10 protein-coding genes are annotated in these 13,193 nt (G+C 44.0%); 4 read left to right on the top strand and 6 right to left on the bottom strand.

Annotated elements, in window-relative coordinates:
• Nucleotides 1–686: 686 nt before the first annotated feature.
• From TY87_RS12340 to apbC, 6 genes are all read right to left on the bottom strand, one after another.
• A complete protein-coding gene (locus tag TY87_RS12340) occupies nt 687–1,868 on the bottom strand; it encodes a hypothetical protein (protein WP_198432086.1) in 1,182 nt (393 codons plus the stop codon).
• A gap of 185 nt (nt 1,869–2,053) precedes the next feature.
• Nucleotides 2,054–2,788: a hypothetical protein gene (locus TY87_RS12335; RefSeq protein WP_198432085.1), complete on the bottom strand. Its 735-nt coding sequence runs from the start codon at nt 2,786–2,788 to the stop codon at nt 2,054–2,056.
• 39 nt (nt 2,789–2,827) lie between these two features.
• A complete protein-coding gene (locus TY87_RS12330; protein WP_100187304.1) occupies nt 2,828–3,775 on the bottom strand; it encodes an HNH endonuclease signature motif containing protein in 948 nt (315 codons plus the stop codon).
• 78 nt (nt 3,776–3,853) lie between these two features.
• Complete coding sequence (locus TY87_RS12325) at nt 3,854–4,585, bottom strand: DUF2971 domain-containing protein (RefSeq protein ID WP_100187303.1); 732 nt, start codon at nt 4,583–4,585, stop codon at nt 3,854–3,856.
• A gap of 840 nt (nt 4,586–5,425) precedes the next feature.
• Complete coding sequence (gene dcd, locus TY87_RS12320) at nt 5,426–6,013, bottom strand: dCTP deaminase (protein ID WP_100187302.1); 588 nt, start codon at nt 6,011–6,013, stop codon at nt 5,426–5,428.
• A gap of 47 nt (nt 6,014–6,060) precedes the next feature.
• Complete coding sequence (gene apbC / locus TY87_RS12315) at nt 6,061–7,143, bottom strand: iron-sulfur cluster carrier protein ApbC (protein ID WP_100187301.1); 1,083 nt, start codon at nt 7,141–7,143, stop codon at nt 6,061–6,063.
• Nucleotides 7,144–7,397: 254 nt separating this feature from the next.
• On the opposite strand from apbC, the gene metG reads away from it, so the two are divergent.
• The 4 genes from metG to rsxC all read left to right on the top strand — a co-directional run.
• The gene (gene metG, locus TY87_RS12310; protein ID WP_100187300.1) at nt 7,398–9,449 is read left to right on the top strand and encodes a methionine--tRNA ligase; all 2,052 of its coding nucleotides are present in this window, start codon (nt 7,398–7,400) and stop codon (nt 9,447–9,449) included.
• A gap of 296 nt (nt 9,450–9,745) precedes the next feature.
• Nucleotides 9,746–10,327, top strand: a complete 582-nt coding sequence (gene rsxA / locus TY87_RS12305; RefSeq protein ID WP_012069258.1) for an electron transport complex subunit RsxA — start codon at nt 9,746–9,748, stop codon at nt 10,325–10,327.
• Nucleotides 10,328–10,337: 10 nt separating this feature from the next.
• Nucleotides 10,338–10,934, top strand: coding sequence for an electron transport complex subunit RsxB (gene rsxB / locus TY87_RS12300; protein ID WP_100187299.1), 597 nt, complete (start codon nt 10,338–10,340; stop codon nt 10,932–10,934).
• Nucleotides 10,934–13,193, top strand: a 2,260-nt coding sequence (rsxC, locus tag TY87_RS12295; protein WP_232617128.1) for an electron transport complex subunit RsxC, incomplete at its 3' end; no start/stop codon positions are given. The genes rsxB and rsxC, both read left to right, overlap by 1 nt.

Below are 13,193 nucleotides of genomic sequence, written 5' to 3'. Positions count from 1 at the left end.
GCGGGTAACTTTTACCCAGATCCGTAAAAGTAACCAAAAGGTCTCTTTATCGGGCTATCGCCCAAACGTCTCATTCACATTGTTTAACATCACGTCTAGCCACACGGCTTTTATCGTAAGGCATAGATTGGTTCTGCTGCTGGAGAGAATCTTTCCGTTAATGACTCGGAAACTCCATAGGGTCGCGCAATCGGGATTGCGTCGAAGGGGGCTTCTTCGTAGCTATTCGTGTAAAACTAAAACGTAGGGCATCATAAGCGCAGCGTAATGTGCCGCTGAAAGCGAAGCTTTCATTGTATGGTAGATCGCAGCTTTAGCCCGATGCGGAACTCATACTCCATTCAAACTCTTTGGATTCCTGACCTTTATTCCACTCTGCTGGGCGGGTAACTTTTGTCCTCTGCTTAATTCAGAAAAGTACAAAAGTAACCAAAAGGTCTCTTCTCGGGCTATCGCCCAAACGTCTCATTCACTTTGCTTAACATCCTGATTAGCAACACGATTTTTATCGTAAGGTATAGATTGATCTTGCTGTTCGAGAGAGTCTTTCCGTTAATGACCCTGAAACTCCATAGAGTCGCGCAATCGGGATTGTGTCGAAGGGGGGATAACGCCACGCTTTGCGGCTGTTTTGGAGCGTCAGCGGAAAAACAGTCCGACAACAGCGCCTTGTTACAAGTATACTGCTACGGAATATGAAACAGCATCACCGATAGCTTTACTTCTCTGTTCTTATCGTCGTTGACATGGAACCTATAGTGGTACCATCCTTCATCTTCCTCATTTACGAACCCGAGATAGTTATTATGCTCAGAAATGCATTCTTTGGCCGTTTCTAAAACTGCCATAAAATCCTTGTTTCTAACGAACATCACAACGGCTGCCTTAGAGTCTCTCCAAGTTAGATAACCAAGTAATTGACTAATAGTATCTAAAAAGCCTTTCTTACCGTGCCAGAACTTGAGTTCAGCGATAAAAACGTTCTTTCCTTCATGGCGAAGCAATATGTCTGTTTTACCTGACTTATTAAAAGTTTCTCCTGTTGCTGACCCTTCAAAATTGGGCTCAAGTATAAGAAGCATATGATCCCGTAAATGCTCCTCACCCTTTCCTGAATAAGTAGATGGTAAGCGTTCAAATTGCTTGCCTAAATCATGTATTATTTTGAGTATTTGAGCGTATATTGTTGCATCTAGGGTAGGTTCAGGGGTATAGCCTTTCTCGGTAACTTGTGGCTTTGGTTTTGTAGCTATTGCTTTAGTTCTTTTGGCTGGAACTGAAAAAGTAGATGATTTATTTCCAGATTCCCTTACGGGAACACCTAAAGATGCAATTAGATCGTTCTTATTAAGTAGCTGCTCTTTCCTTGCATCAAATATTCGTGATGCATGCTGCTCGATAGATGAATTGAACTTCTCTAGGTCATTAGTAAGGTAGCCATTTTGGATTTCAAGGCTTTGTATTGTTCGTTCAGACTCTTGCTTAATTTGTTGAGCCTCAAGATTGAAGTTAATTATCTTAAAGCAAATACAACCTTGCTCCACAGTGATCAGCGGTGCAGACATAGAGTATGTACTTGCTCTTACTTTAAGTAATTGCTGATCTCCGGTAAACGGGAGGTGGAAAACGAGTACATCTCTAGGATATGAGCCTCCTCGATCCATAAAGTAAGAGAGAGGGTGCATTTCAGCAGGTATCATTTCTTCGTGTATAGAAACCGACAGACCATCCTTGTGGATTTCGATCGGCTCAATAGAAAATTCACTAACTAAGTGCTGAATATATTCTTCACGATTTACATTAAGGATGTAATCATCGTTTTGACGCTTAACAGCTTGATCTATTGCTGAACGCTGATTCTCAAACATACTGAATCCATCATATTCAGAAAAAGCGTGAAAACCGTCTCGCCGATAACCTCTCATATCTATCCTTTACTTGTAACGCTTTGCACAGCGGCAAACCGGAGTGGAGCTAATTTGTGGTAAAGTGAGCGTAGCGAACCATAAATTTACGGAACGTAGTTTTGTCCCTTGCTACTGATTGTTAGCCATCACCAGACCGGGTTATTAAGAAGTATAGATTGACGCACTGTTATTGAAACACCTGCTTGCCGAACTACTCTCTCAATTGCTCTGGACACGTACGGCTCCATAGTTGGACTTAGGACAATCTCTTCGAAGTTTTTATTGATGTTTAGTTGGGCTGACTTTCCCGGCAGAGAAGGCGGATACGCGTTCCAGTCATAGCGGTGCTCTTGAATTAAAAATCTGACTTCCTTTTCATGTGCAAAAGATAACCGTTTAAAAAAATATGGAATATAACTAGATTCGACACTGACGTGTTCCGTGGCGTAGTCAATATAGTTTACCCTTCCGCTGTGTTTAATCTCGGTTTCCGACCAGCTTAACAGCTTTTGAATGCTTGAGAATTTCGCCTTTACTGCTATCGCGTTTCCGTACAGCTTCCACATGGCATCGGATTCATGTTGGTTTTCGTGCCAGCAGGAAATATATGTGTGCTCGCGTAAAAATTCGAATGTGTTGAAGTCCCTCAGATATTGTCCATCACCATAACGATCGCGTATGTGCTGCTTGGCGGCTTCGCCATAATCGCCTTCGAATGGGTCCTCAAAACTGCTAGCTTTAGCGAAGAAGAGCTGACTAGAAGTGAGAAGACTTAGAAATTTATCAAGTGGGAAATACCGCCAAATAAAGCTATCTGGTTCTGGCGGATTGAGAATAGCCTGCCGCTGGTCATGCATGGTTTTAACTTCATCGAGGGTCATTATCAGCACACGATCTCCTTATGATAGCTAACGCCTAAATCAGCGGCGCGTCTTTTGTGTCCGCTGCATTTTTTTGTTAGAAGTTTCTTGCTCCCAAATTCTTGGCAAAACAAGATCGCTAATTGGTTCAGGGTTATCGTGATCTCCCGTAGCGATAATCACATGGGCAGGCTCCCAATTTTCGATTTCTTTGGCAACAATTCTGGTGGCTTGTGATCTAGTGCTAGAGCTTTTCTTTATGTCAACTCTCTCATCATAATAGTCAGACGAAAAATGAAGAAATCTTTTTTGACATAGATGTAGCGATGCCGAATATAGGTGCTTATTAGGGGTTCCGAGGGATATAGCTAAGCTTGGATTTTCAGGGTTAATGTATATAGACATTATTGAATGATTGTCCCAATCAGGATCGGTTGCTTTAACAACTACCGCTTCTTTAACAGTGTTACTAAACCCTGAACCACAGCAAGGACAATACTCAACAGGAAGGGGTTCATTGATCAAGGTGAGCTTAACTTTTTCACCTATACTTTGAACTTCTGAAATCATTTCATCGGTCCAATAGTCAAAGTCACCTTCTAGCAGGTGAAATACCCTTTCATATTCAATCTTTTCATCTGGCCACTGGAACAGTATTTTTGCAGCGTGGATATGTTGCTCATCACCAAAAACGTTTATCACAGCGATTACGGTTGGGTCATCACTTTGTGCATTCCTTACAAAACGTTCCCAAGACTCCTTATAACTTATCAACTCATCAGCTGATAATTCTGTATGCCTAGCCTTCTGATACTCATTAGGGCGATGGTGTTTATCATGGTCTTCAACACATAGGACAGCCAAGTTTTCATCGACAGTATTCGAATTATTTCCATCTATGTGATGAAGATGTAGGCCAACCCCATCTCTTTTACAGACACAGCAACTATTAGCATTGGCACTAATAATACGGCTTCGTTGTTTTGGCGAAGGATTTTTCCTTGGCACACTATCTCCTTGAGGCTTCTAACGCAAAGCTAAGATGCTAAAAACGCCAAGCGTTTTTTGTCATTCTTGAGCGTCTTGTTATGTGATTTTGGAAAATTTTATACCAAATTCACCTTGCTTTAATTGAGCTTGATATAACTTAATATCGGAGCCTTTTATAAGTTTTCTTACAATTTCAATGTCCATATTGGATGCACGCACACCAAAAGTAATTGATTTAATCTTTCCTGGTAACGGGTAAACCTTGCCACCACTTGGCTTAAAGGTACGCCATTCATTTTCATACGCCCAATGTTCTGACTTTGTGTACAACACCCTTTGAAGGGATGAGCTAATGTCTGCGTCAGACAGAAGTGACTTCGAGCTCAGGGATGGGTAGTTTTTTGTGTATACAACTTTCCTAGTGACATCCACATTACCTAGAGCGTTGTTTTCATGTCTTTCTAACTCAATGCAGATACCTTTATGATCGTCTGCATAATGAGACCACATAAGAATATCAGCTGCGCTTTCTGCTAATGAGACAATACCGAAGCTCTTCAGACAGTTATGAAAGTTCTCAATATTTGATGAAACATCTTTCAATTCATAAGCCATGACTCCTTCATCATCAGGAAATGCTTTGGCTATTTTTTTAGCATCTGATGATGGTGTTATGACAGTGTTCTTTTTAAAAGAACATTGGGTATCAAATGGGTCATTGAACGATTCAGGAAGAGGGTAAAAAATCCTGTTTCCCGCTATGATATCTAACGTAAACTGATTCATCGGTTTATATTTATATAATGATTTTACTTCTGGATTTTTCACTAATAATTTCCACTTACCTTTCAGTTATACGCTATCACATAACATTTTGTTAATACGCATGCGCTTTTACACAGATTGGAAACCTTCTTAATATTACTATAAGTCACTGACTCTAAAACCATAAATAGAGATATCAACAAAAGTTAAAACAGGAAAAACGAGCATGCGTGTTATTCCTTTTATCCACAGCGCGTTATTTCTACACTGTAGATTCTTATTCATTGATATTAGAGGACTTTCTTACTTACCTCCAGCACAAAACGCGCACAACCGGTTTATTTAAAATGGTTAAACGAGCAATAAAGCGTTCATCACAAAAATAGACTGTATATCCACCCATGAATTGTGTTTTAAACTCCATCCACAAATAAAGTTGGTTTCAGACAATGAAAGCTTCACTTTCAACGGCGGATCACGGTCGTACCTCCCTCATCCGACCTACGACAGGTATTACGGTATCAGGTATAAATTTGCAGACGATTAGCTACGAAAAAGTCAGTTCGACGCGACGAAGTTGCGCGACCCTATGGAGTTTCAGGGTCAGTTAAATATACCTTTTCTAACATAATCAAAAACAATCTATGCCTTACGATAAAAATCGTGTTGCTAAACCAATCTTAAACAAAGTGAATGAGACGTTTGGGCGATAGCCCGATAAAAGATTTTTTGGTTACTTTTGTACTTTTCTGAATTAAACGGCGGACAAAAGTTACCCGCTCAGCTTTTTCCTGAATTAAAAAGCGGAATAAAGGTTGGGAATACAAAGCGTTTGAATGGAACCTACAGAACTAAAACAAAAAAAGAGGCCGAGGCCTCTTTCTAGTCGATCTTAAAAAAGATCTAAGATTTATCACCTGAGATCCGACTACCAACCGCTGAGGTTTGATCTTTATACTTAGCGTTATCACGCTTGTTATAAGGACGATCCGCAGACCCCGACATGGTTTCGAAGTTGATGGCGCCGATGGTCATGCCTGGGCTTAGGGCGATTGGCAGTTTGCCGCCGTTGAGGAATTCTAAAACGATGCCGCCGCTCCAACCTGGGTCGATGCGGTGTGCGGTTACGTGAACCATTAAGCCAAGGCGTGCGAGGGAAGAACGACCATCTAACCAGCCGACTAGGTTATCAGGCAAGGTGACAGATTCTTTGGTCACGCCAAGTACAAGTTCGCCCGGATGAATGAAGAAAGGTTTGCCGTCTTCGACGAGAATTTCTTCGCTCATGACGGATTCGATGACTTTGCTTAAGTCGGCTTTAGAGCTACTTAGGTCAAGGTAAGGCGCTGGGTGACCTTGAAAGACGCGAAACGAGTTGCCCAATCGTAAATCAACAGATACACCGCTGATAACGCTGTTGTCGGGGCGAGGTTCGATAACGATAGAACCTTCGTCTAGGGCTTTAATAATATCTCGGTCACACAAACGCATTACTTTTCCTCAATTTTCTATTAAATCACTCTAATTTCGGTGTTTTTTTAATCGTCGCTCATGCTAATGGTCGGCATGGCAAATTGCTCACCTTGTTCAGAGCCTTGTTGGGATGCAAGGGTAGCACCAAGCTTGCGTGCAATCGACTGATAAATGCCTGCGGTATCACTTTCTGGTGCATTTACTACAATTGGTCGGCCAGCGTCGCTCTGTTCGCGGATCGCTAGGCTTAATGGCAGTTTGCCCAACACATTGACGTTATATTCTTTCGCTAAGCTCGCGCCGCCTTCATCACCGAAGATGGCTTCGTGATGACCGCAGTTGGAACAAATATGCGTCGACATGTTTTCAACCACGCCCAATACGGGAATTTTTACCTTGTTGAACATTTCGATTCCGCGACGAGCATCCAGCAAAGCGATGTCTTGCGGTGTTGTCACAATGACGGAACCTGCCACTGGCACTTTTTGCGCTAGGGTAAGTTGAATGTCGCCTGTGCCCGGCGGCATGTCGATAAATAAATAATCGAGATCATCCCAATCGGTTTGCGTTAGGATCTGCATCAAGGCGCCGGTTACCATTGGGCCACGCCATGCAACTGGCGTGTCTTTAGTGGTCAGAAACGCCATAGACATGACTTGCACGCCAAACGCAGTTGGCGGCACAAAGAATTTGTCTTCACGAACTTGAGGACGAGTACCTTCGGCGAAGCCGAGCAACATGCCTTGGCTTGGGCCGTAGATATCCGCATCCAGAATACCAACGCGAGCGCCCTCTTTTGCCATAGCAAGGGCAAGGTTAACCGTGGTGGTGGATTTCCCCACGCCACCTTTGCCAGACGCCACGGCGATGATATTTTTCACGCCTTTCATCCCAGGAATGCTGCCTTGTGTGGCTTGGCTTTTGACTTGAAAGTCGATGTCTAGCACCAAGTTGCGAGAATCGTCCAAGAGCTCTTTGATCTTGTCTTCTAGTTGAGCTTGTTGTTTTTGCGCTGGGTAGCCAAGCATCAAGGTGACATGAACGCGATTATCATCTGCTACGACGTTCCAAACAGCACCATAAGGTTGGCCGCTATTATCATCAATAAGGTTTTCTAAAGTCGCCTGTAGTTGGGCATCAGTTAACATAGGGGGATCCTTGTAAGGCGTAATGTAAATCTTTTAATGTTGAGCCAAGTTTGGGGGCAAATTGCAGAAAAGCAAGCCCAGAAACCAGAAAAGCAGAGCTATGGAAGAAGACAAGCCCTTGCACATGGAAGATTGGGTCTTATAATGTCGCTTTTCTTAGACTATCTATCCTTTAGGCGCTTTATTTATTCGTCATCTACGCCTAATTATTGATAGAATACCCGACCTTTTTTAATCCAGCAGGCTTATCAAAAATGGCACAAACGCAACGCAAAATTTTAGTCACCAGCGCCCTTCCTTATGCCAATGGTTCTATCCATTTGGGGCATATGCTGGAACACATCCAAACAGATATCTGGGTGCGTTTTCAAAAAATGCGCGGCCATCTTTGTACAGCAGTGTGTGCGGATGACGCTCACGGCACGGCGATTATGATCAAAGCTGCGCAAAATGGCATCACATCAGAAGAGTTGATCGAAGGTGTTCGCCAAGAGCACATGGCAGACTTTAATGACTTCCTGATTGGTTACGATAATTACCATTCAACGCATTCTGAAGAAAACCGCGAATTCTCAAACAGCATCTACAAAGCCCTTCGTGACAATGGCAAAATCGCTGTTCGTTCTATAGTACAAGCGTACGACCCTGAAAAAGAGATGTTCCTTGCGGATCGTTTCATTAAGGGAACTTGTCCTAAGTGTAAAGCAGAAGATCAATACGGCGACAACTGTGAAGTCTGTTCTGCCACTTACACGCCAATGGAAATGATCAATCCTCGCTCTGTTTACTCTGGTGCGACGCCGATTGAAAAAGACTCTGAACACTATTTCTTTAAATTGCCAGACTTCCAAGACTTCCTAACAAAATGGACGCGCAGCGGCACCTTGCAAGACCAAGTGGCTAACAAGCTATCTGAATGGTTGGATTCAGGCTTAAAAGAATGGGACATTAGCCGTGATGCACCTTACTTCGGTTTTGAAATCCCAGACGCACCGGGTAAATATTTCTACGTTTGGCTAGACGCACCGATTGGTTACATGGCGAGCTTTAAAAACCTTTGTGATCGTACGGAAGGATTAGAATTTGATGATTACTGGGGTAAAGATTCTGACGCAGAGCTTTACCACTTCATAGGTAAAGACATCATCAATTTCCACGCTTTGTTCTGGCCTGCGATGTTGGACTGTGCTGGCTACCGCACACCAACAGCGGTCAATGCACACGGCTATGTCACCGTTGATGGCGAAAAAATGTCTAAGTCACGCGGTACTTTTATTAAAGCCCGTACTTACCTGAAGCATTTGGACCCGCAATACTTGCGTTACTACTACGCTGCAAAACTGAATTCTCGTGTTGATGATATCGACCTTAACCTAGGTGATTTCTTGCAGCGCGTAAACTCTGACGTAGTCGGCAAAGTGGTTAACATTGCTAGTCGTACAGCGAGCTTCATTAACAAAAAATTCGACGGTCAATTAGCCAGCGATGTGAGCGAAGCAGAGATGATCCAATCTTTCATCGATGCGGGCGAAGTGATTGCCGAGCACTTTGAAAGCCGTGAATACGGTAAAGCGATTCGTGAAGTGATGCGTCTTGCTGATGTGTCAAACGAGTACATTGCTGTGCAAGCACCTTGGGTGTTAGCAAAAAACGAAGCGACGTTACCGAAAGTGCAAGACGTTTGTACTGCTGCCTTAAACATGTTCGCTATTTTGGCGACATACTTGAAGCCAGTTATGCCAAACTTGGTCGCCGATGCTGAAGCTTTCCTAGGCAAAGAGCTAACCTGGGACAATCGCAGCGAATTATTGTTTGGTCGTACGGTGAATACCTTCAAACCGCTAATGGGTCGTATTGAGCAAACGCAAATCGATGCCATTATCGAAGAAGGCAAGCTAGAGGCAGCGGCAGAAGCGGCAGCAAAAGAAGCTGCGCAACCGACCCAAGCAGAAACCGAACTAAGCAAAGAACCAATCGAAGCAGAAATCAATTTTGATGACTTCGCGAAAGTAGATTTGCGTATCGCCTTGATCATTAAAGCCGAGCACGTTGAAAAAGCCAATAAGTTGCTAAAACTGACTTTGGATATCGGTGGCGAAACTCGCACTGTATTCTCTGGTATCAAATCTGCTTATAAACCAGAAGACTTAGAAGGCAAACACACGGTGATGGTTGCTAACCTTGCACCACGCAAAATGAAGTTTGGCATGTCAGAAGGCATGGTATTGGCGGCTGGTCCTGGTGGTGAAGAAATTTACCTACTAGAACCTCATGCAGGCGCGAAACCTGGCCAACGCGTGATGTAAGCGACTATTAAGCAAGCATCAGGGCTTCTCAGTAAAGTTCTAAAAAATGCGATACAAACCAATGCTCACCTTAGTTAATAAGAAACATTCTTAATAAGGTGGGCATTGGCATTAATAAAGAAACATAAACCAAACTTATATAAGCATAACTTATTATCTATATACTAAATCGGACTAGAAATACAAAAGCTTTAGTCTTGTTAGTTATAAGCAGATTGGTATAGTTACGCTCGCAGATGCTTTTCTCTAAAAGTATCTAAAATCACACAATATTCACCACATGTTTTGGATTTGAGATGACTGAATATCTCCTGATTCTGGTCAGTACCATTCTGGTTAATAACTTTGTATTGGTACAGTTTCTGGGCCTATGCCCTTTCATGGGCGTGTCTGGGAAACTAGAAACCTCTATTGGTATGGCAATGGCCACGACCTTTGTTTTGACATTGTCGAGCCTATGTAGCTATCTCACTTATACCTACATACTTCAGCCGTTTGGACTTGAATACCTGCAAACCATTTCATTTATCTTGGTGATTGCGGTGGTTGTACAATTCACCGAAATGGTTGTCCATAAAACCAGCCCTCTGCTTTATCGTGTATTAGGGATTTTCTTACCCTTGATCACGACAAACTGCGCGGTTTTGGGTGTGGCGCTGCAAAACATCAGCAAACAAAACGGCTTTGTTGAATCTATCCTTTATGGCTTTGGTGCTGCGGTGGGTTTCTCCTTTGTATTAATTCTGTTCTCTGCCATGCGTGAACGAATTAACGTTGCGGATGTACCGACTGTTTTCAAAGGTTCTGCCATCGGTATGATTACCGCAGGCCTTATGGCTCTAGCTTTCATGGGCTTCACCGCCCTCGTGCAGATTTAGGAGCCTGACGATGTTTACTGTTTTACTCGCTATCGGGATCTTAGTTCTTTTATCGCTTATTTTTGGCGCAATTTTGGGTTACGCCAATGTGCGTTTCCACGTAGAAGGCGATCCGATTGTTGACCAAATTGACGCCTTACTTCCACAAACTCAGTGTGGCCAATGTGGTCACCCAGGTTGCCGCCCTTATGCAGAAGCCATTGCCAACGGCGAAGCCATTAACCATTGCCCTCCGGGCGGTCAAGCAACCATCCAAGCCTTAGCCGACTTACTGGATGTGGAAGCTGTACCTTTGGATGGCGATCACGGCGCAGAAAGCGCAAAGCGTGTGGCTGTTATTCGTGAAGATGAATGCATCGGTTGCACCAAATGCATTCAAGCTTGCCCTGTAGACGCAATTTTAGGTGCAGCGAAACAAATGCACACCGTCATAGCGGATGAATGCACAGGCTGCGACCTTTGTGTCGAACCTTGTCCTGTAGATTGTATTGATATGGTAGAAGTAGGCGTGACAGCGAAAACTTGGTCTTGGGACAAACCGCAGGGTATCGCGGCAACCTCGTTAAACATTATTGCCACCGACCGCCAAGCGGAGGTTGCACACTAATGCCAGCAGTAAACATGCAAACAGCAAACGTTTTTTCTTTTCACGGCGGCATTCATCCACCGGAAAACAAAGCCCAATCTTTGCAATTACCTTTGGGCAGGCCAAGCCTACCGAGCGAGCTTATTTTGCCGCTCGGACAACATATTGGTCAGAGCTCTCGTCCTCTAGTAAAAGTGGGCGACAAGGTGCTAAAAGGCGAAACTATCGCCATTAACAATGGCTTTTTAAGCAGTTTTTTACATGCACCAACCTCTGGCACTATTGCAGCTATTGAAGAGCGCCTTATCGCCCACCCATCAGGCTTAAGCGACCTTTGTATTATCCTCACGCCAGACGGCAATGAAACATGGACCACACTTGAGCCATTAAGCAACTGGCAAGACATCAGCAAAACTGACGTGCTGGCTTATCTTTCCGAAATGGGCATCATCGGCATGGGCGGCGCAGGCTTTCCAACTCAAGTTAAGTTACAAGGCGCACACAAGAACCCACTGACACATTTCATTATTAACGCGGCAGAATGCGAACCTTACATCACCGCAGATGACATGCTGATTCGTGAAAAAACGCTAGAATTGGTGTTAGGCATAGAGATACTTCAACATCTTGTGGAAGCCGATAACGTTGTCATTGGTATTGAAGACAATAAACCGACTGCCATCGCCGCATTAAAATCGCTACTCACCAAGCGCAACAGCAAGATTCAACTTGCAGTTGTGCCGACTAAATACCCTTCAGGTGGCGAAAAACAACTAATCCAACTATTAACTGGCAAAGAAGTCCCAAGCGGACAATATCCAGCGGACATCGGTATTTTGTGTCAAAACGTCGGTACCTGCGTTGCGGTTCACGACGCTATCACACTGGGTAAGCCTTTGATTTCACGCTTCACCACATTGACCGGTGACGCATTAAAAAATCCGCAAAATGTCGAAGTGCTACTTGGCACACCAGTTGCGCATTTATTGGATTACGCCGACTCTGAACAGAAAAAACTCAGCCGTTTAATCATGGGCGGCCCAATGATGGGCTACACCTTAGATTCTGCCGCTGTACCGATTGTCAAAACCAGTAACTGCATTTTGGCGGCCAGCAAAAAAGAGCTCCCAGCGCCAGCACCTGAGCAAGCCTGCATCCGTTGCGGTATGTGTGAACAAGCCTGCCCTGCTAGCTTATTACCGCAGCAATTACTGTGGTTCAGCAAAAGCCAAGAGTTCGAAAAAGCCGAACACCACAATCTATTCGACTGCATAGAATGTGGCGCCTGCTCTTACGTTTGCCCAAGTAGCATTCCATTGGTGCAATATTACCGTCACAGCAAGAGCAGCATCCGTGAAGCTCGTGAAGCCAACGTAAAATCCGACTTAGCCAAACAACGTTTTGAAGCACGTAAAGCGCGTCAAGACGCAGAAGCGGCTGAAAAAGAAGCGAAGCGTCTTGCTCGTCAAAAAGCGACATCAAGCAAAGCCACGGATGCGAAAAAAGCCGCGCCGGCAAAAGTAGCTCCAACTGCTGCTGCACCTATCAGCGACGAATCGAAAAAGCTCAAAGTAGATATTGCCATTGGCAAATCGAAACTGAAAAAGCTACAGAAGCTACTGCTTGAAGCGCAAGAAAACGAACACATTGAAGAGATCAATAACTTACAACTTCAGGTCACCGATCAAGAAAAAGCCTTGGCAACTCTTGAAGAGCAACTGGCTAAAACGGTAGTAGCCGCTCCAGTGGCAGCGACAGTAAGTACAACTAAGCCAAGCCCGGCTCCTGCTAACGACGAACTAAAAAAAGCCAAAGTTGATGTGGCATTGATTGGCGTTAAACTGAAGAAACTTCAGAAGCAACTTGCTGATACGCCTGATGATCAGGAATTGAAAGACAAGATCACCGCCTTTGAAACCGATCTAAAAGCTGCGCAAGCCACAGTGAGTAAACTAAGCGAAAGCACTCAGCAAAGCTTAACCGCAGCAACACCTGAACCGAAAGCTGCAATTAGCGATGAACTGAAAAAGCTAAAAATCGATGCTGCCATTGCCAAAGCCGCAGTGAAGAAAGTCGAAAAAGCCTTGAAGAAAGCCGAAGAAATTCAAGCACCAGAAATCGAGTCTATTCGCCAGCAGTTGCAAGAAGCACAACAACGAGCTGATGAGCTAGAAAAAGCGTTGGCCAATCCACAAGACGCTTCGCAGAAAACAGAAGCAGCACCAAACAGTGCCGATGCTGATGCCGCTAAGAAACGCAAAATTGATCTTGCCATCGCCA

The sequence above is a fragment of the Marinomonas sp. BSi20584 genome (assembly GCF_002792415.1).
GTDB classification, from domain to species: domain Bacteria; phylum Pseudomonadota; class Gammaproteobacteria; order Pseudomonadales; family Marinomonadaceae; genus Marinomonas; species Marinomonas polaris.
Note: the sequence above shows the minus strand (reverse complement) of the source record. Positions and strands in the feature narration are given on the sequence as shown.

Coding starts and splice junctions, on each gene's coding strand:
- TY87_RS12340 (WP_198432086.1), bottom strand. CDS start 1,868: ATGTTTGAGAATCAGCGTTCAGCAATAGATCAAGCTGTTAAGCGTCAA.
- TY87_RS12335 (WP_198432085.1), bottom strand. CDS start 2,788: ATGACCCTCGATGAAGTTAAAACCATGCATGACCAGCGGCAGGCTATT.
- dcd (WP_100187302.1), bottom strand. CDS start 6,013: ATGCGTTTGTGTGACCGAGATATTATTAAAGCCCTAGACGAAGGTTCT.
- apbC (WP_100187301.1), bottom strand. CDS start 7,143: ATGTTAACTGATGCCCAACTACAGGCGACTTTAGAAAACCTTATTGAT.
- metG (WP_100187300.1), top strand. CDS start 7,398: ATGGCACAAACGCAACGCAAAATTTTAGTCACCAGCGCCCTTCCTTAT.
- rsxA (WP_012069258.1), top strand. CDS start 9,746: ATGACTGAATATCTCCTGATTCTGGTCAGTACCATTCTGGTTAATAAC.
- rsxB (WP_100187299.1), top strand. CDS start 10,338: ATGTTTACTGTTTTACTCGCTATCGGGATCTTAGTTCTTTTATCGCTT.